This window comes from Ruminiclostridium cellobioparum subsp. termitidis CT1112, assembly GCF_000350485.1.
GTDB classification, from domain to species: domain Bacteria; phylum Bacillota; class Clostridia; order Acetivibrionales; family DSM-1351; genus Ruminiclostridium; species Ruminiclostridium termitidis.
In genome coordinates, this window is sequence record NZ_AORV01000054.1 from 19,566 (window position 1) to 44,004 (window position 24,439).

The following is a 24,439-nucleotide window of genomic DNA, read 5'->3' on the forward strand; positions in this document are numbered from 1 at the left end:
AAGACCTCTGTCCCTTCCGAGCCTGTGCCGGGTAATCATACACTCTTCGGCACAAACATTGTTTTGTACTTTAATTGAATAACGTTATTTTGATTCCTAATGCGGACAATCACACCAAGCTCCTTCAATGTAGTATTTATAAGCTTTTCAACCAGCATAAGATTATTCTGCATGGTATAATCCGATTTATAAACCGTTCTGATATCAGCATAAATTTCAGTATCGATATATTTTAATTCATTTTTTGTAATAATGCCCATATTCAGCTCCCCGGCAGTATTTTGCGTGCTTATATAATTTAAAATATATATCACTGTATAAAGAGTTAATTTATAGTTTCCACAACAGATAATGTTGTTATGATCTTCATTTTTAATGTAGACTTTTTCAAATATTTTGTATCTGGAAACACTGGCTGTTATTCCCTCCAATAAAACGGCAGCCTTAAATTCACTTATTTCGGTAGGAATTGTATTCAGAAAACCCTGGCAGAACCTTTGTACCATATCAAAAAAAGCAGCAGTATCAGTGTTTGTCTGTGCCGGATTTATCATTTCACTCATTAGGAATGCCATAATGCCTCCTATGAACTTTTTAACATTGTCATAATCTTTTCTGCTGATTGACAGTTTTTCATTCATAACGTTAAGTATGTTCTGGATAGAAGCATTTTTAAATTCAAGAGCTTTCTGCAGTTCCTCCTTTCCGGCTAGCAGCTGGTAATATTCAACAGCCTGCCGGATAACCGGTTTGAACTCATCTTCCACTTTCCACGGTTTTGTAATATATCTGTAAATGTCACCCTGATTGATTGCCAGAACTACCTGCTGAAGATGTGTATATCCCGACAATACTACTCTTACGGTATTAGGATATTTTTCTTTCAATATCCTTAAAAGCGCCAGACCGTCCATCCCCGGCATTTTCATATCCGTCACAATTACGGCTATTTTGTGTTCTTCCATAATTTTAAGGGCTTCCCCCGCACTTTCGGCAAACATGCACCTGTAATCTTCCTTATACAAGCCTCTTTTAAGGGAACTTAGCACATTTACTTCATCATCTACAAATAATACTGTTATATCTTCCATACACTGCCTCCTGCCAAATTAAACAAATCATAATATGAGTTACAGACCTTTATATATATTCCTTACAATTTTCCTGCACTCCGCCATGGATATATTCAAATTGTCCATGACATCAATATCCAAAGAATTCATACTGTTTGTGCCCATCAATTCCCACACAAAGTAATCTGCAATATGTACAATTGATACAAGTTCCTTATTTAAAATTTTGTCCAGACCGGGTGAATGATGATATAACGCCGCTTCAACTATTGGGAGGGGCAATTCCCACCAATCCAGCAAATACCCTCCCATTTCCTGGTGAGATACAGAAAATGCTTCCGTTTCCACATCAACGAAGGACTTGCTTTTATCAGTGTCTATAGTTTTTATCAGCCTGGAATACCCCTCAGGAAAATTGCTTATAAATACTATTCTTCCGATATCATGCAACAAACCCGCTGATGCATATATTTCAGGAAGTCTTTTTCCTAGAAGTTTTTCATGCAGCAAAATCACCGCTTTATTGCATAAACAGGCATGTTCCCATAATTCCTCCCTGAGATTCAAAAGCTTTTCACGGGAATTCATCCTGTCAAATACAGTAGCTGTCAATACTATATTTTTTATGTTATCCAGACCCATGTACATAATTGCCTGGCTTATGGACCCGGTCTTGGCACCAAAAAAGGCTGAATTGGCATAGTGCAATACTTTTGCAGCAATACTGGGATCTTCTTCGATCAAGGCTGAAAACTCCCTTACATCCGCATCAATATCAATAAGAGAACAAAACCGGTTGTAGGTATCGCTTATGGTAGGCAGTTCCTCAAGATTGCTTACAATGCTTAAAAGATTTTTATCCTTTAATACTTTTTCAGTCTCAAACACCCTGTCTATAATTGACATCAGCTGGCTATTATCCCAGGGCTTAAACAAATAGAGCTTGGCAAGGTTTTGCCGGAATGACTTGAATACCACCTCTCCCTCGGCATATCCGCTCAAAATAATTCTTATAACTGAAGGAAACTCTTCTTTCACCGCTTTTAACAGCTGATAACCATCCATACCCGGCATCCTCATATCTGATATCAGCATATCAATATTCTCTTTTTCCAGGATATTTAAAGCATCTTCACCGTTATCGGCCATAAATACAGTGTATTTACTATCCATAAACAACCTGTTTACGGCTCTGAGAATCTGTTTTTCATCGTCCACAAAAAGAATATTCTTTTTCATTCCCATTCCTCCCCGAAAATTCCAGAATTCAAATGATTACTCTGTTTCTTAATCCAATAATATTATCAACGCAATAAAGACAAAAAAAATGGTTTTCCCATAAAGGGCACCATTTTTTCTATGAAACGCATTTTTTATCTGTTTTAATGTAATAATTCTCAAATTTAATCAGTAAAACCAGGCCTTCTACCTGATTGATTCTGAATAAATTTTTTCAAAGGTTTGATATATGACTTACTTGAGTAGATAGTATCGCCAATGTCATGGAATTCCAGATTATATGTATCCTTGAACCAGGAGGTTATTTTTTTTATTTTGGCAACGTTTACTATATAACTCCTGTGGCACCTGAAAAATCCGTTATTCTTCAGTTTTTCCTCCCAGGCCTTCAAAGAATCCCAGCTGTAATATTGACTGTTTACAGTAACTAACGTAACTTTTCCCTCTGAAGATGCCAGGTAATATATTTCTGAAGGTTTCAGGAATAATATGCTGTCATCCTTTTTGAGAGTTAATATTTCCTCTTTGTCATATTCTTCCTCTGTTTTTTCAACAGGAGATTCCTCCTCTTTAAAAATATTCCGGGAACCGTCAAGAATATTAAGAATTCCCTCTATGTAACTCTTATAGCCCAGCAAGTTATTTAATATACTGTCCTTTTTCCCTTTAACCTGCTTATCGGAGAGAGTCTTTCTTATAACCTCAATAAGAATACTGTTATCCCACGGCTTTGGAAAATAATAATGAATTCTGCACTTATTTATTGCATCCTCCATAACTTTAAAATCCGAGTATCCGGTGATTAAAATTCTAATTGTATCCGGTGACACCCTGCTGGAATACTCAAGTAGGTCTATACCACTCAATCCCGGCATTTTCTGGTCACAAATGATTAAATCGTACCTGTTGCTGCCTATCATTTTTATAGCTTTATCTGATTTTGTTGCACAATGAATCTCATATCCCTCACAGGCTAATACACGTTTTAGAGCCCTTAATATATTGATTTCATCATCTACTAACAATATTGCTGCAATTTTCTCGTTCATCTCAACAATCCACCTTGAATTTATTACTCCCTATCATATCAACATAATTAATATACCTCTGCCAATTTTATAATTATATCTGTAATTGTCCTGCTTCATCAAGTCTCGTATTCTGCATACCAGCATATTTTTATCAACAGACCGCCCCATCAAAACACCATCAAAATCGGGCATAAAAAACGCACCTCCTGTTTGGGAACGTGCGACAGTTCTTAATTATAATTTATTTAATTTATTTCTGGCATTGTGTGCACCATTTTATCTTTTACTTCTTCAGTTTGAATCTCATTAATTCTTTCCAATTCGGATATTCTTGCTTTCTGCAGTTTTATAATCCTTCCCAGTTCCCTATTTTCTTCCTTTAATTCTTCTTTTTCACGCCAGAGCTTCGAATTCTCCATAGATTTTTTTTCAAATTCATCCGAAAAACTTACAAGTCTATCCAGACTGTTTTTTATTTCCCTTTGCTTATCTGACAGTCTTTCAAACTGTAACCGTTTATTTTCTTTCTCATTTACAAGATCTTTATCAATTGCTTCTATTTTTCCATTAAGGTTTTCACTAATCTTTAGAATTATCCTGTTATCGACTCTTAGAGCATTTGTATCCTCCAATATTCTATTATGGTCTGCCGCCTGGTTGTCATGCGCGCTTATTATTATTGTCCGATGCCTTTCAATCAGGCTGAGAATTTTTGAACCGAATAGCAATTCACCAAGTATCAGCACTATTATAGTAGTCCCTGCCGATACCAAGCCTATAAAAACACTAGTCATAATTTAATCCTCCATATACCGAAGATACTTTCATTCTATCAAAATATGGAAATATGTCAAACAGTAAACACCTGTGAAGGTGCCGTAAAATAAAAACGGATTTAATAATATATCCGGATAAATATATAGACAATGCCTCCGGTAGTAAACCGAAGGCACGCCAGTTTAGTTAAAGTAACTATTATTTTTTTTGCTTTAAAATTAATTTAATTTGATTTCACTTTTATATGAATCTGAGTATACAAGGCTTTCAATTTCAACCTCGAGCTTTTTATGTTCTCCATCAACTTGTATTGATTTCTTTAACGGTGACTTTTTCCCGTCCTGAGAGGTCAGACCGAATCCTTCTTTAAGCTTATCAAAAATATTTTTAAATTCATCCGAACTCGAGCTTGAGGACCATGAGAGATGTTGAGTATCAGCTTTTATTCCAACATCAAAGTCACTGAATTTTCTGTTGCTGTCATTTACCTCCAAATCAAAGCATGTTGTTTTTCCATCCTTGATTTTCAAATTTGTCACTTGAATTTCAGAACCGTCCACTTTGATTTTATAATCCTCCGGTGTCTTGTCAAAATCAATTTTTATGCTCTGCCCATATTTTATACTTCTTTTTACTGAATCCACATAAAACGTTACATCCTTAAGGTCTTTCCGGGTTATGGGATATTTAAATATTATTTTACCGGCAAGATCGCCATTTGAAGTTGACCCCTGGACATTTTTGTTTCTTATGTTCATTGAAACCAAAGGCTCAAGTCTGGTCACTTCATAACCCTTATCCGGTATAAATTCATAATCAAGATAAGTGCTTGCCGAACCAAGGTATATGTTTTTTATCTTAAAGCTGCCGCCCTCACTTTTATACTCCTTGTTAACACTAACAGTTTCAACTTCTGCCTTTTTAACCGGTATGGGCAGGCTCCAATTTGCAACCTTCTCACTGCATATAACTGATATTGTGACCGGTTTGTTGAGTTCAGGCATTCCGTCAAAATACAGGCTGCCATACTTACCTTCATCCCCCGAACTTCTGCCATTGGCGCGAAAAACTTTTTTGTTGGCATCTGTCAGAGTGATTTGAGGGAATAAGTCGTGAACAAAAATATTAGTATCCGGATCACTTTTGGTTAATTCTTTTATTTCCTGTATATAGTCAAAAGTATAATCGATACTCAGTCTTTCCCTTGAGTTACTTGCTGTTACAAACTTTAAAGTGCCATAGTCCGTTTTAATTTCTTTTCCGGGATTGTATTTTGCTCCGTCAGCGGACAGGGATTTATCAAGCACCATTGTATAGGTATAATCAGGCTTTTCTCTTCCTGCTTTGCGCAACGTATGTATTTTTAAATATAATTTATCACCCTTGATTAGTTCCCTATTCAGATTAAACTCCAGAACTCCTTTTCCATTTCCGCCGTATTCACTGCCATGACCCTGGCTTACAGATCTTCCTTCTTCATTTACAAGAGATATCTGTGACGGCAAGACTGAATCCTCTTTGTCTGCATCCGGAACAGAAAAGGCTACTAAAAGCGCATAGTCCTCCCAAACGGCATTTTCAAATTTTATTTTGTGATCTCCGTATTCGAATATTTTATTAAGTTCGACGGCTTTACCGTTTTCAACAGCAGTATTAATACCGCCTGTCCATCCCCAATCGGGTTCTGCTCCTGCAGCAAACGCTGAAAAAGGCAGCGTGACCGCCATAATCACGGCCAGCAATAATATCTTTGCCTTATTTGCATACTTCATAAAATAATCCTCCAATTCTAAATTCTTCACCAGAAATATACCATTGTTAAGTTGCAGCCTCCAATATTTCCCAATGGCAATAATTTCCGTATTTACTGGTATATTATAACACACCTGTATTAAGTAGTATTTTCGGTCACACAAATTTAATCTTTATGTAGATCTTTCGGAAACGGAATAAACCTGCCCATATTATCTGATGGCCAAAACTTTTCTCAGATCTGCTTCCTTTAGATTGTTACCCATTTTCAATCCTGTATCTATTATATAACATCCTGCCTCAGCTTTTTCCAGGTCAGCACATTTGTCAAGCCAACCGGCCGGAGCCCAATCCGCAACCCTGTCATACACATTTGCAGGCCACCCGTATGGCTCACCCGATTTTCCGATTTTTCTCCGGTTACCTGCAACAGTGATATAATAGTGTTTTTGAAGTTCAACGATTGCACGGTCCACTTTGCTGCCGCCTTTTTTACCGACACCCGCCTCGCGTCTTATATCACTTGTATTGAGTAGTGTTTTAGTCTCGAACAGCTTCCAGAGTTCTTTTACCTCAGGGCTTACCACTCCCTGCCTCCACCTTTCTTCCATCGTTTCCTCCGGCCGGCAGCAAGCATAAAAGTATGGATACATGCCAGGCGAAACAAACCCCTTATGCCCTCCAAGAATACACCCAAAAGCCAGCTGCTTTTCTTCTGCCGCTTTATCCTTCCAGCACCAGGGGTCGGTATCAAAATCACCGGTATGCCAGGCCTCTTTCCTGGTTTCAGCGGCTAATGAAGGAAGACCGGGAAGTATATCTGATAATGGCATAAAACCCAACTCATTTACTCTTTCTATAAATTCACCGTAATTTTTAATAAAAGCCATAATTACTCCTTTTGACGGTTAACCGGTCCGGTAATCCATCTGTTTTCATACTGCAATAATATCCTTTTCTCCGCCGGTAATCAGCTGTCCGCCCTCCGGAGTCACTATATAGGTATCCTCAACACCTACCATGCCCACTCCGGCTATCCCTTTTTTTGGTTCCAGGGCAATAACCATATTTTCTTCAAGAGGGCTGTCAAAACCTTCCGCTATGGCAGGAGGCTCATCGATGTGAAGGCCTATTCCATGGCCCAGGAACTTGACCTTCCTGCTCCCGAAGCCCATAAAGTTCTCAAGAAACTCCTCCTCTATTCCAGACATTACCGATTCATATATCCGGGACGGAATGCTGTCGGGCTTCAATAATTCTGCAGCCTGTTTCTGTATCTCAATGCATTTGCGGTGAGCCCTGACAACTTCTGCAGATGGAGTTTCACCAAACATGTAAACCTGTGTTCTGTCACTGTGATAACCATACATTCCGAATCCGATATCCACAAAAACCAGATCACCTTTCCTCAGAAACCTGTCCCTGCTGCCTATAATGGGAACTGCTGCACTCATCCCCTTCATGCCGCCAGGTCCATCAAAATTCGTATGGTATAAAGAATTTTCGCCAAATGCGATTTGACCCGCTATCATTTCGGTCTGATATCTGGAAAACCGTGAAACCCCATGGAAGCCTATTTTCAGCATGTGCCTGTATAACTCTGCAGTAAAGTCCACTTCACTCATGCCTTCTTTCAAAATTGAAGGCACTATTTCGTCAAGCAGCTTTTGGTGCTGCTTTCCGGATTCCTTCATGCAGTGTAGTTCGTATGGGCTCTTTATGGCTCTAACTTCAAAAATAATGTTGTCCAGGCTGTACATTTTTTCTATTGAAAAATGCCTTTTAATCCTTTCCAGAGTTCCAACGGTTAACAGTTCTGTTTCAAACAAAGTATTTCCCAGCTCGCGGCCTGCCGCCGCTGCCGCATCTCTATAGCTTTCCATGGGATATATGCATGCAAGAGGCGATTCAATCCTTGCCCTGTCGTAGCTTCTCCTGGCAAAATACATCGCCTCCCCGTTCTTCTTTATTATAAGTATTCCATCCTGCATGGTACCTGTAAAATAATATTGACTGACACGGCTTAAAATCACTGCCGTGTCCCATTCGTCATACCTTTTGGTGATTGCCTTGCAAAGTCTTTCTATTCTATCCCTTAATTCTCTTTCAGTAACCTTTATATCCATTAATCAATAAAGTCTCCTTCAGCTGTAATAAGAATAATCTGTTATATGTTATATAGCAGTGTTATGTAATAATGCTCCATCCAACTTAATTTTACCATAAGGAGTAATGATAGACAAAAATTAATATATCAGCTCATGAATAATAAATGTCTGAAAACTCAATATTTATACGCTCGATCCTTCTCTGCGTTTCAACCTCCTCAAGGTAAAACTCATCCCTCTTGTTTTCCATGGTTGTCACAGGCAGGTCTATAATAAACTCACTTCCCTTACCATACTCACTGACAGCAGTTATTGTACCCCCATGCATCTCAACAAAAGATTTCACCATAGCCAGGCCTATACCGCTGCCATCCTTATTCTTTGTCAGTGTCTGCTCGACCTGGACAAAACGTTCAAAAATGGCAGCCTGCTTGTCCCTAGGTATGCCTATGCCAGTATCCTTTACGGATATTACAACATTTTCACCTCTGTCCTGAACCTTAACATAAATACTGCCTCCCTGATCGGTAAACTTAATTGCATTTGAGATAAGATTGAGCATAATTCTCTCTATCTTATCTACATCACAGGCAATTACCTTCTCCTCGGAATTTTTTTCAAAAGACAGATTAATCCCTTTGTTTTGGGTAAATTCCTGTATGGACATGGTTATATCTTCAACTATTTTTACTATGTTATTATTGCCTGCATGTTTTTCGAGAAATCCCACGTCAATCTTTGTTGTATCAATTAAATTATTTACAAGCCTCATAAGTCTATAACAGTTCTGCTTAATGGTCTTTAAGTGTTTTGACATATTGACGTTATGAGTTTCCTTCTCCTTTTCAAAATAAAGTTTACAGAGCTGTATCGACGCCAGAATCACATTAAGGGGAGTCCTTAGTTCATGTGTGATATTGGCAAAAAATTGTGTTCTTAACTTTTCCAGCTCAGAGGATTCCTTTAATAGACGTTTATCCTCCTCAACCCGAAGTTCAAGATCTTGAACAGTTTTCCTTTTAAATAAATACCCTGCTAATAAAAGACAGCAAAATATACAGAATGTTATGGTTATGAGTATCAGTGAAAAGAACTTCTTTTTGAGGATATCCAGCTTTTGAAAAACCTCCTGCTCGGGAGCTGTTAATGCTAAAAACCATTCGGTATCTGCAATTTTTGAATATGTAGTAAAGTAATCCTTTCCTGCGTAATTGTATAAGGCATATCCTTTTTCCCGGGAGCTCATTTCATGAATAAAATCTCCAAATTCGGGATTTTCATTGATATTTGACTGCCTGGCCAGTAATTTTTCCCTGTCGGGGCATGCAATTATTCTTCCATCTTTATCTATTATGAATCCGAATCCGGTTTCACCCATCTGTAAATTGCTTATACTGTCAATTAAAAAATGAGAGTCCAATGAAGCTGTCAAAGCTCCGACAATATCCTTCTTTTTATTTTTTATGGGCACAGAGCACGCCATAATTGCCCTCTTGCCGGCACTTTCCTGAAATGGCTCAGATATGTACGCTTCACCCTTTAAGGCACTATGAACCCCTTCCAGGCCGGGCAGATCGAACTGACCTTCCGGGGTGGATTGGGAATATCCCGCCAGATCTGTTATCTGAAACCTCATAACATTTAATCTCTCAGCTTCTTCAAGTAAAACCGGCTTTTGGGCCGACCAATCCATTGACTGAATTTCAGTTCTGAAGCTCACTCCTTCAATAATTGTCTTTAGTTCTTTTAAATGCTGTTTCAGCAGATTGGAATTATCGGCAGCCATGCAAATGTTTGAATCAACAATGCTATTTTTCAAGACAATAGATGTATTCTGATATGATATAATTCCGAACGCTCCAAATATGATTAAAATTGATATAAAAATCATTGCTAGGAAATCTATCCCGGGAATATGTTTTGATTTGAGTCTCATTTTATTCAATCCCCTATCAGAAGCTATTATATTAAAATGTTTTCATGGAATCTATATCATTTTACTACTTTCTTACATTAATTTCTATATTTTCTAAGTAATTTAACACTTTCCTAAAAATTTTAGGATTTTAATTACCACTCCCCCTGAATTTCATCATTTTTATGATCAAGAGAAAATTTTGCTGTGTCAAAGTAATTTCCGCCGTTTACTCCAAAAGTGCAGTCTACATTGACCCATCTTTTTGACTGGGAATCGTAAAATTGATTCCAGGCGTGATCTCCCCATGAAAGGCCGCTGTATCCCAGCCCTGTTACCAGCCTTACCTTAATTCCGTTTGCCTGGCACATGGATATAAATAAACTTGAATAATCGAAGCATATCCCTTGTTTGGTCTGGTAGCATATTATTGTTCCGGATTGTGTATCCTTTGTCTCCTTTGCTATTTTTCTCGCTTTTTCATAGTCATATTTTATATTGGCTGTTATCCATCTGTATAATTTTTTACTTTTTGGGTAGTCCCCGGATTCCCCCTTTGTGAGCTCAACAGCAAGCTTATCTATTTCAGGCGTTGATTTTACGGCATCATCCAGAGTTACACCGTTAAAGTACTGAATCACCTTTATATTATAATTTCCAAGAGCATCCTTGATATTTTCGGCAATTTTTGCTCTTTGCTCACCAGCACCCTGCTGCTTGTTGAACTGGTCATTTATGATTACAGGTATTTTCTTTGCAACATCCGAATCAATGACAGGCTTTAAAGCAGTATCATACACCGAATTCAACACCCTGGATTCATCGATGTATTTTGAGAGTCCCGGCACTGTAAAGTAATATGAAAAAAAGTAAAATATGAAACTCAGACATATTAATGTTACCAGCGCTCTGGGAACACTGCATATTAAAGAAATCAACTTTTTTGAGATGGGGCCCATGGAGCTCATGGATTTGTATATCCTGTTGGCAATACCGTCGAAAACATAGTTGTACAAGGGATAGGTTATCAGTCTTAGCAAGAGAACCACAATAATAAGAATTATAAAAGCAACACATAGATAAGTATAAATATTATTGGCAGCCAAACTGGATTTGACAGCCGCAGGTAAAAAATCATAAATAAATTTGAAAACCGCATTGCTTTTATCAAAAAGTATGCCTTTAGTTATAAATAGTGCTATCAGCAGGGCTGTTATAAATTCAATATTGTTCACAATTGAATAAAACCCGTTTAGAATCCTGTCACGGCTGAATGAAGTAAACAAAGCCGAAATCAGTATAAATGCCACGGGAACAATTAATATCAGGCTGACGGGATTAAAATCTATGTTAATATGCATTACCACCTTTATTATATCTATTTAAGTTCTGGATTGTTCCGGTTGAGAGAACATGTCAAAAAAGAGCCTGAGGCTAACATAATTAGTATTATAGCACAGTTGCTCCCGTATTTTAAATTTCCCTGTTAAAAAGTCAATTACTATCGGCTGAATGCGAAAGTTCTCAACCGTAATTGACTTTGGTAATATTTCTGTAAAAGAACATTATTATGGTCAGAAATGGGCATATTTTTTTGAAGCAAAAATCAAGCAACTTGCAATTTTTCCGATTACCCTTCATAAACAATATTTTTTATTTTTCACAAAAACAGCTATTTTCAGGCAATACATATTTATTTAAAAAAATCATCTCAATCCCAAAAAGACGTAATGATTTTTTTCTCTTGCAATTATAATTAAAAAATTGTATCTTTTAATAGTATAAATTAATATGAGTATAAATTAATAAGATAATAAGTAACTTGGTTTCCAAGCTGCTTTTAATAATTTTTTATGAGGTGATTTATGAGTCATATAAGTGAGATCTTTGGTTCCAGTGTATTCAACGATTCGGTAATGAGAGAAAGACTCCCAAAAGCCACGTATAAAGCACTTAGAAAGACTATTGACGAAGGACTTCCTCTCACGCTGGAAATCTCAGAAGTAGTTTCCAGCTGTATGAAGGATTGGGCAATAGAAAAGGGCGCAACCCATTTTACACATTGGTTTCAGCCAATGACAGGAATTACGGCCGAAAAGCATGATTCTTTCATCAACCCTACTGAGGATGGCAAGGTCATATTGGAATTTTCGGGTAAGGAATTGAGCAAGGGTGAAGCCGACGGTTCCTCCTTCCCTTCGGGGGGTTTGCGCGCCACCTTTGAAGCCAGGGGATATACCGCCTGGGATTGTACTTCTCCGGCATTTATTAAGAACAATACTTTATATATACCTACAGTTTTTTGTTCCTATACCGGCGAAACCCTCGACAAGAAAACCCCTTTGCTCAGATCCATGGAATGTCTCTCTAAAAGCGCTATACGGGTACTTCACCTCTTTGGCAACGAAAAGGTTACAAAGGTTACCCCCACTGTTGGTCCCGAACAGGAATATTTCCTTATCGACAAAAAAATCTATGACAGGCGTAAGGATCTGATCTTTACCGGCAGGACCCTCTTTGGTGCAAAAGCTCCCAAGGGTCAGGAAATGGAAGATCATTACTATGGAAGCATAAAACAGCGTGTTTCAGCCTTCATGAAGGATCTTGATGAAGAGCTGTGGAAATTGGGTATCTCCGCCAAGACAGAACATAATGAAGTTGCTCCTGCACAGCATGAGCTTGCACCCATTTTTACCACTGCAAATATAGCTACCGATCACAATCAGCTCACCATGGAGCTGTTAAAATCCGTAGCCTTGAAACATGGCCTGGTTTGCCTGCTTCATGAGAAGCCCTTTGCAGGAGTTAACGGTTCCGGAAAACACAATAACTGGTCATTGTCCACCAATGACGGTCAAAACCTGCTGGATCCCGGCAAAACACCCCATGAAAATGCCCAGTTCCTTATTTTCCTATGTTCTGTAATCAAAGCGGTTGACGAATATGCCGACCTTTTGAGACTTGCTGCAGGCAACCCCGGAAATGACCACAGACTGGGTGCAAATGAAGCACCTCCCGCCATAATATCGGTCTTCCTGGGTGACGAGCTTACAAAAATATTGGATCAGATTGCTTCGGGCGGAGATATAAGTACCAACAAGGCAGGTAAATTAACCGTCGGTGTATCCACTCTGCCTGCCTTTCCAAGGGATACAACCGATAGAAACAGAACCTCTCCGTTGGCATTCACAGGCAATAAATTTGAATTCAGGATGGTTGGCTCCTCTGCCTCCATCGCATCCTCAAATTTCTTCCTGAATACAACCGTTGCCGAAGTTCTGGAAAATTTCGCCGACAGGCTGGAAAAGGCCTCGGACATCAATGCTGAAGTCAGCAGCATTATAAAAGATGTTGTTAAACATAACGGCCGGGTTATTTTCAACGGAAACGGCTACTCGGAGGAATGGGTGGCCGAAGCTGAAAAAAGAGGGCTGCCCAATATCAAGAGTTATGTTGAATCCATAAAATGTCTGCTGGAGGAAAAAAATATCTCTGTTATGGAAAAGCACAAGGTATTCAGCAGAGTGGAAATGCATTCCAGGTACGAAATATCCCTCGAAAAGTATATAAAGACAATAAACATCGAAGCCCTGACCATGCTGGAGATGTCCAGACGGCAAATCCTCCCGGCGGTAATAAGCTTCGGTGCCCAACTGGCAAACTCCATAAACCAGATAAAGAGCTGCGGAGTGGATGCCGATATCAGTGCCAATGCCGAGCTTCTGAAAGAAGTGACTTCACTGACAACACAGTTAAGCAAGGAAATCACCCTGCTTGACAAAAAGGTTTCCGAGGCTCAGGAAGCAACCCATGACAGCTATGCACAGGCTATGCTTTATAGAACCGGAGTATTTGCCCAAATGGGAAGTCTAAGGGCTGTAGCCGACAAACTTGAGTGCATTGTGGATTCAAAATTGTGGCCATTCCCAACCTATGCCGATATATTGTTTAACATTTAGCATTTGCCGGGAACATGTTTAAATAACTAAAATAATTTATAATTTAAAGGGGCTGTTGCACAATGAATACATTTTATTTACCTTGGCAGCAGTTCCTTCTTTATCCTTAAAATGGTAAAACGGATGTCTCAAAAGGAGAGAATTGTAAATAATGGAATACTTATAGTGCGCGAGTACAACTTCGATAAATGGGAAGCTCTGTTAAAAGTACATGCCTGAAATTGTAGGTGAAACACAAGTGTTTTAGCTGACAAATCGGCAGGAAGCCGATTTGAGCAGAACCCAAGACAGGATGTTGAGTGTTCTGCGACAGCTTAAAAATACTTGTGGTGAATCATACAAATTTCAGGTATGTGCTTTGTGAGCAATCCATTTATTGAAGTTGGTATGGGAGCACGATTATAATTTTCCATATATATTTCAATTGTGTCAGTTTTGCGACATCCCCTTCATTATCATCCCTTACCTTTTCAGCAGCAGAAAAACTGAAAAGATACTCCCTTCCCCAGGTTTTGACTTTACCTTTATATACCCGTTCTGTCTTGTCACTATCTCTCTGGACAGGTACAGACCAATACCTGCTCCGTCCTGCTGCCTGGCGTTGGGACCCCTGTAGAAGCGTTTAAATATATTATTTATCTCCGCTTCCTCAAAACCGGGGCCATTGTCTCTTATATCTATTCTGGCGTACATTTCATATTTATAAACATTAATTGCTATTCTGCCGCCATCTCCCGTATACTTGACTGCATTTTCCAGTATGTTTGTAATGGCTTCCGACGTCCACTTGATATCGGCTGTCAGCTTAATATCTTCATCCGGGATGAACTCCATATCCATACCTTTTCTTTCAGCCTTGTGATAAACCTGCTTCAAGGAGGTTAACAGCAATTCATTAACAGAGCTTTCTTCAGGCTTTAATTGAATGATCCCGCTCTCCAGCCGCGACATTTTTATCATGCTTTCCATTAGCCAGTTCAACTTTTCCAGCTGGTTGGAGATATTATTTACATATTCCTGTCTGCTTGATTCATCCAGACACCTATCTTTAAGAAAAGAAATATATAGATTCAGGTTGGACAAGGGATTTTTCAACTGATGTGCAATATCTGATATCAGGGACTTTATTTCATTTTTTTCCTTTTCGAGTTTGCTGTTCTGCATTTTAAGAATTCCGGAAAGCTTTATTACCTGGGACTGCAGCTTTGAGAGCATATTGTCATCCAATACCGAAAATATTTCAGTTTCCCGCATGTCAGTGATGGCAGCTATAACCTCCGACAGCTGCAAAAAGACGTCCTGCATCTGCTTTTTCACTGCTGTGTAGAATATAAAACCGGCAGCCGCTTCAAAGCACATCAGGCAGACATTTATAATGATTTCAATAAAGCTTTTGGAAATTATTATGCCGTAAAACAGGTATACCAGGTTAACAGTGATAAACAAAGTTACTATTACGGCTATTTTTCTGTTGAAATTCATGATAACTCTCCATCCTGGCAGCTTTGTAAAACCAATGATACCGGTATTGAATAATACCTACCAGCCTCCCCAGGTATACCCTATACCAAAAACAGTTTTAATATAATAAGGTTTTTTAGGATCCTTTTCAAGTTTCTGCCGGAGCCTTCTCATATTGACACTCAGTGCATTCTCGTCAACAAAGGCCTCATCCACGTCCCACAATTTTTCTAAAATACTCCGGCGGGTGAGAACCTGACCGCTGTTTTTTGTGAGCAGTGTAAGAAGCCTATACTCGGTGGCAGTCAATTTTACTGTTTCATCCGCCCTCTTTACCTGCATCTTATCATAATCAATCAGTATCTCTCCCGAACTGAAAACATTGTTTTCAGTTTTTCCCATTCTCCTTAAAACAGCCTGGATTCTGCGGTACAGCACCTCCAGGGAAAACGGTTTTGCCATGTAGTCGTCACAGCCTGACAGAAAACCCCTGACAACATCCTGCTCGGTATCATTAGCTGTGATAAAGATAATGGGAACCTGTGAAGTTTTTCTGATTTGATTACAAAGCTCCAATCCACTTTTATCAGGAAGATTTATGTCAAGTAATATCAGATTAAAGCTCTCGGCCGTAAAATAGGAATACCCCTCAGAATATGTATAAGTGCAGGCTACCGAATAATTATTTTTTTCAAGAGCTAATTTTATACCTCTGTTTAGCAGGATATCATCCTCTACAATAAGTATTTTGTCCATTAATCTTTACCCTCGGCGATAAATTTATCTTCGTAATTTATTGTAGCCTAACCCTCAATACTTCTCAACCTTTCGGTAACACTTTGTTTTGATATCAATTTAAAGGTTATTTCCGGTACCGTAAGACATACCGTGAAAATTAATAGAAATGAAACCAGCAGCGCTGTAAATGGAAAGGAATAAACTGCATATGTAGCTTCAGTTTTAAACAACGCAAATAATCCGTATGAGATACCATTGCCTAAAAGTAAAACCAGAATACAGGTTATTGCCGCATACGCACCCCCTTCAAACAGCAGCATTCTTCTTATCTGTACGGTGGTCATTCCCACACTCTCCAGTACTGCAAGTTCATGCCTTCTGACGTTAATACCGGTTATCATAACATTAACAAAGTTCATTATTCCGATGAAAGCAAGTATCATGGACATTCCTCCTCCGAGGACAAACATTACAAGTTTTGCACCTTTAAACTGTTCAAGCATCTTGATTCTGGAATCCAAGGTAATTTCTCTGTCCCCGCCGGTCAATGCCTGTAATTGGGCTAATACCTCTTTCTCAGCTCCATCTTCAGCCTCAAGTGTAACAGCATATATGACCGGGTCACCGTATAACTGATGCATTTTGGCATTGCTGATATAAATTACTGGAGCAAGCCCCCTGAAACCTTTATATGGCGCATCCTCCGGTATAATTCCTCCCAATTTGGCCATGGTCTTTTTACCGGTATCTTTATCCATGAAAGCAATATCTGCTCCAATACTGTATAGTTCCGGCTTGTCAGATGAAAACAGAACTATCTGCCCTTTTTCAAATGCGCCGGTATCAACAGGTGTTTCAAGCTTTTCATTAAGTTCCCTGATATAATCTGTATCAACTCCCACCAGACATGTCCAGAATAAATCAGGATTCTTTATAAACTGTTCCTGGTTATAGGGCGGCAATTTGTACCTTTTTTCCGAATCCGCCATATGCCTGCCGAATATTTCTTCTGAATACTCAACGTTTACCGCATGCATGGATATTTGTCTTATACTGTTGACAGACTTCAGCGATTTCAATCCTGATAAAAAATCATTGTCAAATTTCTGCCTGACTGTTGCTCCATATACCATAGTATTATTGGTTAACCTAAAATCGTTTTTTATATACTCCGAAACAAGATTTTTTACATCCATGCTTTGAACAATTGTATTTACTGCCAGAAAGGTTGTAATACCCAGGAAAAGTGATACCAGAACAAGCGCCGCTCTCCTCCTGTCCCTGAAAATATTTTTAAGGGCCATTCTGTGAACTTTACCTCCTCCGGTCGACCTGTTTGTATTTCTTTTAACTGTTAGTCCTGTATATCGCATTGCCTCAACCGGAGAAATATTTCCTGCTTTCCCGGCAGGTTTCATACTGCCTATCAGTGTTGTAACCAGGGTAAAAAACGCCGCTCCCATATATATAACCGGGTTAAATGAAACCTTAACTCCAAGGTCGCCGCCTTCAAAATTTAATAGGGAAAGTGCTGTCGGCACCGTAAAAAGTGAAATAAAACCACCCAGCAGCAGCCCTGCCGGAATTCCGACCACCGTAAGCCGAAATGCCTGTCCCATCACTATTTTGCTCAGCTGTACCGGTGTTGTACCTATGGTTTTCAACAATCCATAATATCTTATATCCTTTGAGACTGACAGGGATAAAACGTTGTATATCAGCAGGTATCCGCTTGACATTATAATAAATACAATAAAAACCATTGCCAGCAGCGTACCGGCATCAGCCATACTTCCATTATCATACAAGGGTACGACTTTAAGCTTCTGGTCACCGGAAAGCTTTACATCTCTTTCCAATTCCTGAACCTTGTAATCCATATTATTATCCGATTTAAATAATATAGAGGCGGCACCGGATTTTTGAGGTGACTTTCCCTCTCCTTTCAAAAATTCTTCTGAAACAAGCATGGCTCCGATATTGTCAGAACGCAAATTCATATACTCGGTGTAATAACCGGATAAAATGAATTTCCGGCTCTTTTCTTCTGAAGTCATGCCATTCGGGGAAACTCTGTATTTTAAATCTATTTCCATTCCAATTTCAGGTGCATTTATTCCCATTCGTTTGAGAATCCACCCGGCAATCATTATTTCATTGGCTTTCTTAGGGTATGAACCTGTAATATCACTTACTGTGGGCTTGCGTAAAACCTCCCATTCGGTTTTGTCATACCAGTGAAGTGAAAGTACCATATTCCCCATTTCGGGAGTTTCCGATACATCTGCCACATTTGCCTGCAAACCTACTGCTTTAATATAGTCCAGGGTGTGAATCTCCTGTATCTGCCGGTCGGTGGGATAGGTCAGTGCCAAATGCGCAGTTGTGCCCATAGCTCTCAATTGCTGAAGTTTCAATGATTCAACAGTACTCATTCCAATACTGAAAACCGTGGTGAGCAAAAAAGCTGTTAAACCTACGGCAAGTATGACAAAAGTGTTGCGAAGCCTGTTAGCCCGCATTGTACGTATTGTCAGCTTTTTAACTAAGAATTTGTTATTGGTGGGGAATTTCATTTATCTTCACCCCCGGCGATTTTACCGTCTTCCATGCGTATGACCCTGTCAGCCAGCTGCGCAAGTTCCTCGTTATGTGTTATCATAACAATGGTCTGGTTAAATAAGCTGCTGGTCATTTTCAGCAGCCCCACCACTTCAAAGCCTGTTTTGCTGTCAAGGTTTCCGGTGGGTTCATCTGCAAGAATTATTGCCGGCTTGGCGGCCAGGGCTCTGGCCATGGCGACTCTCTGCTGCTGTCCTCCCGAAAGATTATTCGGAAGATTGTTCAGTTTGCCCGACAGCCCCAGGGTTTCGATAATATTTTGGAGATATGTTTTATCGAGGGTTCCACCATCAAGCTCAACCGGAAGCGTAATATTTTCATAGACATTGAGAACCGGTACCAGATTGTAATTTTGAAAAACAAAACCTATATTTCTTCTGCGGAAAATTGTCTTTTGTTCATCATTCATTTTAAAGATTTCCCTGCCTGCTACCAAAACAGTTCCGGAAGTAGCATTATCAAGTCCTCCCAGCATATGCAACAGCGTTGATTTTCCGCTTCCCGAGGAACCCACAACAGCCACAAATTCTCCTTCAACTATTTCCATACTCACTCCATCAAGAGCTTTGACCAGATTTTCGCTGTCACCGTAATACTTCTTCAGATCAATAGTCTGCAAAATACTCATAAATTTTCTACTCCTGTTTCTGCACAAAAAAATTCAGACCATAAACTAGTTTATAGTCTGAATTATAATTTAAAGTTCTTACAATTTAGTGACAAAATTTATTAAATTTATTTTAATAGTCATGTCCAAGATTCAGGGCCTTCATTTCCTCTGGAATCATGTGGTGCTTCTTGGCAGGCAGTACTTTTTTCAGGGCGGTTTCAAAGCTTTCCCTGGACACTATGCCTGTTTTGGCAAGTAATTTCCCTAAAATAATAATGTTGGCGTATGTGAGGTTCCCCATATCCGATGCGATTTGAGTTGCAGGAACTCCTGAAAAATCGATGTCGGTTCTCTTTGGCTTTGCCTCTACCAACGAGCTGTCGGAAATGATCAAACCATCCGGTTCAACCACTTTCTCAAATTTCTCAAGTGAGGGGCCGTTCATAACCACCAGAACATTTGCCGTGTCAAGTATGGGTGAACCCACAGGCTCATCGGATATTACGACACTGCAGTTTGCAGTTCCGCCTCTCATTTCAGGGCCGTAGGACGGAAGCCATGAAACATATTTTCCTTCCAGCATGCCGGCGTATGCAAGCAATCTGCCTGCCGACAGTATTCCCTGTCCGCCGAAGCCGGCAATAATCAATTCCAACTGTTTCATTATAGCACCTCCAAATCCTTTCCTTTAAAGTTTCCCAAAGGATAGAAGGGCATCATATTCTGTTCAAGCCATTTTAATGAATCAACAGGATTTATGCCCCAGTTTGTAGGACAGGTTGAGAGAACTTCAACTATTGAGAAGCCCTTTTTAGCCTTCTGCACCTGGAAGGCCTTCTTTATTGCCGCTTTCGTTTTGTTTATATTTTTAACGTCATGGACTGAAGTTCTTTCAACATAAACAGCACCTTCAAGTGTGGAAAGCATTTCACAGACTTTAACGGGGTAACCGTGTATTTCAGGCTTTCTGCCGTATGGGGATGTAGTAGTCACCTGATTTAACAGGGTGGTTGGTGCCATCTGGCCCGAGGTCATGCCATAGATGGCGTTGTTGACGAAGACAGTTGTAATATTTTCTCCCCTGGTAGCTGCGTGAACGATTTCGGCAGTACCTATTGCAGCAAGGTCTCCGTCTCCCTGATATGTGAATACGTAGTTGTCGGGATGCACTCTTTTTATGCCCGTAGCAACTGCAGGAGCTCTTCCGTGAGCCGCCTGAACGAAATCACAGTTGAAATATTCGTAGTTATTGTAAGCACAGCCAACCGGCGACACGCCTATTGTAGTACCTTCTATTTCAAGCTCGTCTATTACTTCCGCTATTATTCTGTGAATGATTCCGTGTGTACATCCGGGACAATAGTGAAGTGGCAGATCTTTTAAAGCATGTGGTTTTTTAAACACCGTTGCCATATAACCTCCATTCCGCTGCTGTGCAGCGATACAATAGTAAGTATTAAAAACCCGCTTGAGGGTTTTATTTTAAAATTTCCTTGATCTTATTAAGAATTTCCTTCTGGCTGGGAACCATACCACCCATACGTCCGTAGAAATACACCGGACATTTGCCGTTTACTGCAAGACGGACGTCTTCCACCATTTGGCCGGCACTTAATTCAACGCTGAGGAATGCCTTTGGCGTCTCAGCATATTTTTCAAAGGCAGCTGTCGGGAATGGCCAGAGTGTGACAGGACGGATAAGTCCAACCTTAATACCTTCTTTTTCGGCTGACTTTATAACATTCTTGATGATACGTGCAACAGTACCATAGGCAGTTACTATTATATCGGCATTTTCACAGTTGTAGGTTTCAACGCGCACTTCATTCTGCTCTATTTGCCTGTATTTGGCCTGAAGCTTCAGATTATGTTTTTCAAGCACTTCGGGATTGATATATATGGAAGTTACATCGTTGCTTTCCCTCTGCATTTTTGTTCCCGTGGTAGCCCACTTCTTGTCATCGTGATATATTTCTTCCTTGGCTTTAAATTCTACAGCCTCCATCATCTGTCCCAGCATGCCGTCGCCCATTATCATGGTGCAGATCCTGTACCTGTCGGCAATATTAAAGGATTCGACTGTCAATTCGTACAGTTCCTGAACACTGGAAGGCGCAAGCACTACCATCTTGTAGTCCCCGTGTCCTCCGCCCTTGACTGCCTGGAAATAGTCGCACTGTGCCGGTAATATTCCGCCCAGACCAGGTCCGCAGCGTACTATATTGACAATAACGCAGGGAAGCTCGGCACCTGCGATATATGAGATACCTTCCTGTTTGAGGCTGATTCCGGGGCTTGACGAGGATGTAAGCACACGTGCACCTGCTGCTGCTGCTCCGTATACCATATTTATAGCAGCTACTTCACTCTCGGCCTGAACAAATGTACCATTGATTTCAGGCATTTTCTTTGCCATGTAATGCGCTACTTCGGTTTGTGGTGTTATGGGATATCCGAAATAGTGTTTGCAGCCGGCTCTTAAGGCGGCTTCTGCAATAACTTCGTTACCCTTCATTAATAATTTTTCAGACATTTTTTATCCTCCCAAATAAATTCTCAACATTTCAAAACACGGGGAACTGCATGTTTGCAGCATTGTATGCCGCCGCGCTTTATTTTTCGACCTCAATGACGCAATCAGGACAAATGGTGGCACAGAAAGCACAGCCGATGCATTTTTCCATTTCGTCCACACCTGCAGGATGAAAGCCCTTCTGATTCAATTTGTCGGATTTCATTATGACAATTTTTTTGGGACATACTGTTACACAAAGCTTGCAGCCCTTGCATCTTTCCTCATGGAATATTACTTTTGCCATTGTCAAAACCTCACTTGTATTTGATTTAAATAATAAATTTAAATAATTGATTTGAAATTATTTACTGATTTAACGAACTAAAACTATTGTTTATTATAAAACTCTTTACTTGTATTTGCAAGTCAATTACTAGCAGCTGAAAGCCGGCAGCAATTGACTTTGATAAAAATCAGTCCGGCAATTCTTTGAACCTGTCCCCGCTGTATCCCGAGAGCTCCATGATCAGCTGCTGCAAAGTTTTGCCCTGATTTTTCAAATCATCTATATAAACATCTGCCGCTATCCTTCCGCGCCGGAGAATGATGGCCCTGTCAAGAAAATTTTCTATTTCATTGACATGGTGGGTGCTGACAAGAATGGTCTCATCTTCTTTAATGCTTGAGGCCATGAGCTTTATAAAATCCTGGCGGGTTAGAATGTCTTCTCCTAAAAACGGCTCATCCATTATAATGTATCTGGCCATTTTGGACAGGCCGGCACACATCTCCAGCCTGGCTTTCTGACCATGGGAAAAGGTTTTTATTTTAGTGCCCGGCTCCAGTTCAAAAAATTTCAGAAGCTTCTCATAGCGTTCTTTATTAAAACCCGGGAAATATTCCGAAAGGAACTCGCCGTACCCCCGGGGTGTCAAATGGGGAAAGTAGCTGCCTTCATGTGTGATAAAAGCCATTTCCCGGTGCATTTCGACGGGAGTTTTTCCTTCAATGAGCACCTGGCCGGCGGTCAATTCCGTCAGTCCCATAACGGCCTTCAAAAGCGTGCTTTTACCGGCCCCGTTTTGGCCCAGAATACCTACTACCTCACCGGAATTTATAAGGGCACTTTCATCCATAAGTCCAAGTGACTTTGTGCCATAGTACTTTTTTACATGTTTTATTTCGATCATTTCAGCCTCCGCTTTCCGATGCGGAGTATACCCTTACCGCATCAAACTGCCGGTAGTCATATAAACTGTAGCCCCCTGAATTTGCCAGGTTCTGTCTGTCATATTGGGTATCCTCATTTGCATCGGATACAAGCTCCCCTTTGTACAGGAGCTTTCCGGAAGAATCCGTCCTGTCATATACCAGCAGTAAGAATTTTCTCCGTTTTAATATACTTACTGAAATACCGCTGTCCGTTTCGTCGGTTACATAGGTGAATATAAAGAGCTTCCCATTCACAGCCGCAGCATTGTCCAGCATGGTGACCTCCTCCCTGACTCCGTCAAGAGCCAGGGAATCTGCAAAATGCTCAAGTGTGAGCTGGCCTTCAAATTTGACCGTGGCAACCATTTTGCTTTTATTCATAAAACAGACGGTCAGATATTTACCCTGCTGGAACACCTGATAAAAGTTATTTTTTTCATTAACAACCGCCTGCTTCAGGGTCAGCTCGTCAATAAGCGCTCCCGTATCAGGCTCATATGCCCTGAAAGCGAGAACATTATCGATCAGCATATACATAACAAGCTTATCGTCCACATTCTCCAGTCCCAATATATCAATATTGTGACCCTCCAGGCCAATATTGACTATTTTTTCAAACCCGCCATAGTTCTCCATGTTATCCCAGTTCGGCCAGGTTTTCCACTCGTCAATGCGGAATATGCCGTTGCTCCCCGAAGCCCGCTTATCGGTGAGAACCGTAAAATACAGCTTACCCTTTATAACAACAAAACTGTTATTTGCGTTATCACGGGTAACAAGACCGATATTTGAGTTTTCAGATATAACATTCCTTACCGGAGGAGCTTCATTTTCATTTATATAATAAGTTTTATTAAATAAAAACTCTTTTTCCTGTGATTTTATTTGTATGCCGGTATTTACCCTGACGACAGCTTCTCTCATTCCCTTCACCATATTTACAAACAGGTCAATTTTATCTGCCCTGGTGACTTCCTCAATATACCTGATACTCTCGGGCAGCGGTCTGCCGGCTTCCGAAGCCGTAATCCCCGCCGGCTCCCAGGGCTTGCTTTCCAGCTCCACATTTGCATCCCTGGAGGGCCTGGCATCTATTGTCTGATAATACTGGATTCCATCTATATATTTTGTATTCCCATAAGGTCTCTGGGAGGACATAACCAGGTCCGAGCCCTCATCGTAAAACCTGAAGCCCTGTTTCAGGTTTCCGCCCTTTATTGAAAAGTCCTGTCCATGCCAGCGATCCTGAAGCACTCCGTCAATAACCACATCTCCCAGGACCTGTCTGTTTCCCTGAATATCCTTCAAATAAAGGGTTCCTTTATTTTGTGCGCTTATTATGCCTCCACCCAGAATACCTGTAACAAGCAGCGCAATCAGAGCGGCAACTGCAGCAGCATTTTTTTTGAAAATATTCATACGTCATC

Annotated in this window: 21 protein-coding genes; 1 reads left to right on the top strand and 20 read right to left on the bottom strand. The window is 40.1% G+C overall.

The features are described from left to right. Nucleotides 1–35 precede the first annotated feature (35 nt). The 10 genes from CTER_RS27140 to CTER_RS18910 all read right to left on the bottom strand — a co-directional run bounded on the left by CTER_RS27140 (nucleotide 36) and on the right by CTER_RS18910 (nucleotide 11,256). A complete protein-coding gene (locus CTER_RS27140) occupies nucleotides 36–1,091 on the bottom strand; it encodes a response regulator (RefSeq protein WP_004628352.1) in 1,056 nt (351 codons plus the stop codon). A 39-nt stretch (nucleotides 1,092–1,130) separates the two neighbouring features. Further along, the gene (locus CTER_RS18875; protein WP_004628249.1) at nucleotides 1,131–2,312 is read right to left on the bottom strand and encodes a response regulator; all 1,182 of its coding nucleotides are present in this window, start codon (nucleotides 2,310–2,312) and stop codon (nucleotides 1,131–1,133) included. Nucleotides 2,313–2,476: 164 nt separating this feature from the next. Next, nucleotides 2,477–3,361: a LytTR family transcriptional regulator DNA-binding domain-containing protein gene (locus CTER_RS27145; protein WP_004628386.1), complete on the bottom strand. Its 885-nt coding sequence runs from the start codon at nucleotides 3,359–3,361 to the stop codon at nucleotides 2,477–2,479. A 33-nt stretch (nucleotides 3,362–3,394) separates the two neighbouring features. Beyond that, the gene (locus CTER_RS28400; protein ID WP_165585973.1) at nucleotides 3,395–3,535 is read right to left on the bottom strand and encodes a hypothetical protein; all 141 of its coding nucleotides are present in this window, start codon (nucleotides 3,533–3,535) and stop codon (nucleotides 3,395–3,397) included. A gap of 53 nt (nucleotides 3,536–3,588) precedes the next feature. Then, a complete protein-coding gene (locus CTER_RS18885; protein WP_004628229.1) occupies nucleotides 3,589–4,137 on the bottom strand; it encodes a hypothetical protein in 549 nt (182 codons plus the stop codon). 201 nt (nucleotides 4,138–4,338) lie between these two features. Then, a complete protein-coding gene (locus CTER_RS18890) occupies nucleotides 4,339–5,892 on the bottom strand; it encodes a hypothetical protein (RefSeq protein WP_004628374.1) in 1,554 nt (517 codons plus the stop codon). Nucleotides 5,893–6,084: 192 nt separating this feature from the next. Continuing rightward, nucleotides 6,085–6,762 (bottom strand): AlkZ-related protein, encoded by a 678-nt coding sequence (locus CTER_RS18895; RefSeq protein WP_004628442.1) that lies wholly within the window; start codon nucleotides 6,760–6,762, stop codon nucleotides 6,085–6,087. 45 nt (nucleotides 6,763–6,807) lie between these two features. Next, complete coding sequence (locus CTER_RS18900) at nucleotides 6,808–7,998, bottom strand: M24 family metallopeptidase (RefSeq protein ID WP_004628447.1); 1,191 nt, start codon at nucleotides 7,996–7,998, stop codon at nucleotides 6,808–6,810. 133 nt (nucleotides 7,999–8,131) lie between these two features. Next, on the bottom strand, nucleotides 8,132–9,916 hold the full coding sequence (locus tag CTER_RS27750) for a sensor histidine kinase (RefSeq protein ID WP_004628238.1): 1,785 nt from the start codon (nucleotides 9,914–9,916) through the stop codon (nucleotides 8,132–8,134). 134 nt (nucleotides 9,917–10,050) lie between these two features. Further along, nucleotides 10,051–11,256: a transglutaminase-like domain-containing protein gene (locus tag CTER_RS18910; RefSeq protein WP_004628350.1), complete on the bottom strand. Its 1,206-nt coding sequence runs from the start codon at nucleotides 11,254–11,256 to the stop codon at nucleotides 10,051–10,053. Between the two features lie 504 nt (nucleotides 11,257–11,760). Between CTER_RS18910 and CTER_RS18915 the strand changes: the two genes are divergently transcribed. Then, nucleotides 11,761–13,854, top strand: a complete 2,094-nt coding sequence (locus CTER_RS18915) for a glutamine synthetase III family protein (protein ID WP_004628259.1) — start codon at nucleotides 11,761–11,763, stop codon at nucleotides 13,852–13,854. Between the two features lie 462 nt (nucleotides 13,855–14,316). On the opposite strand, the gene CTER_RS18920 is transcribed toward CTER_RS18915, so the two are convergent. The 10 genes from CTER_RS18920 to CTER_RS18965 all read right to left on the bottom strand — a co-directional run bounded on the left by CTER_RS18920 (nucleotide 14,317) and on the right by CTER_RS18965 (nucleotide 24,431). Then, entirely contained in the window at nucleotides 14,317–15,336 is a 1,020-nt protein-coding gene (locus tag CTER_RS18920; RefSeq protein ID WP_004628362.1) for a sensor histidine kinase, read from the bottom strand. Nucleotides 15,337–15,393: 57 nt separating this feature from the next. Next, entirely contained in the window at nucleotides 15,394–16,071 is a 678-nt protein-coding gene (locus CTER_RS18925; protein WP_004628327.1) for a response regulator transcription factor, read from the bottom strand. Between the two features lie 47 nt (nucleotides 16,072–16,118). After that, nucleotides 16,119–18,629, bottom strand: a complete 2,511-nt coding sequence (locus tag CTER_RS18930) for an ABC transporter permease (RefSeq protein ID WP_004628468.1) — start codon at nucleotides 18,627–18,629, stop codon at nucleotides 16,119–16,121. Beyond that, a complete protein-coding gene (locus CTER_RS18935; protein ID WP_004628405.1) occupies nucleotides 18,626–19,303 on the bottom strand; it encodes an ABC transporter ATP-binding protein in 678 nt (225 codons plus the stop codon). Before CTER_RS18935 ends, CTER_RS18930 begins: the two co-directional genes overlap by 4 nt. A 112-nt stretch (nucleotides 19,304–19,415) precedes the next feature. After that, a complete protein-coding gene (locus CTER_RS18940) occupies nucleotides 19,416–19,949 on the bottom strand; it encodes a 2-oxoacid:acceptor oxidoreductase family protein (RefSeq protein ID WP_004628234.1) in 534 nt (177 codons plus the stop codon). Beyond that, a complete protein-coding gene (locus CTER_RS18945) occupies nucleotides 19,949–20,698 on the bottom strand; it encodes a thiamine pyrophosphate-dependent enzyme (RefSeq protein WP_004628384.1) in 750 nt (249 codons plus the stop codon). Before CTER_RS18945 ends, CTER_RS18940 begins: the two co-directional genes overlap by 1 nt. A gap of 64 nt (nucleotides 20,699–20,762) precedes the next feature. Further along, on the bottom strand, nucleotides 20,763–21,818 hold the full coding sequence (locus CTER_RS18950; RefSeq protein ID WP_004628321.1) for a 3-methyl-2-oxobutanoate dehydrogenase subunit VorB: 1,056 nt from the start codon (nucleotides 21,816–21,818) through the stop codon (nucleotides 20,763–20,765). 79 nt (nucleotides 21,819–21,897) lie between these two features. After that, entirely contained in the window at nucleotides 21,898–22,104 is a 207-nt protein-coding gene (locus CTER_RS18955) for a 4Fe-4S dicluster domain-containing protein (RefSeq protein ID WP_004628251.1), read from the bottom strand. A 169-nt stretch (nucleotides 22,105–22,273) separates the two neighbouring features. After that, nucleotides 22,274–22,990, bottom strand: a complete 717-nt coding sequence (locus CTER_RS18960; protein ID WP_004628315.1) for an ABC transporter ATP-binding protein — start codon at nucleotides 22,988–22,990, stop codon at nucleotides 22,274–22,276. 1 nt (nucleotide 22,991) lies between these two features. Next, nucleotides 22,992–24,431, bottom strand: coding sequence for a hypothetical protein (locus tag CTER_RS18965; protein WP_004628476.1), 1,440 nt, complete (start codon nucleotides 24,429–24,431; stop codon nucleotides 22,992–22,994). Between the last annotated feature and the right edge of the window lie 8 nt (nucleotides 24,432–24,439).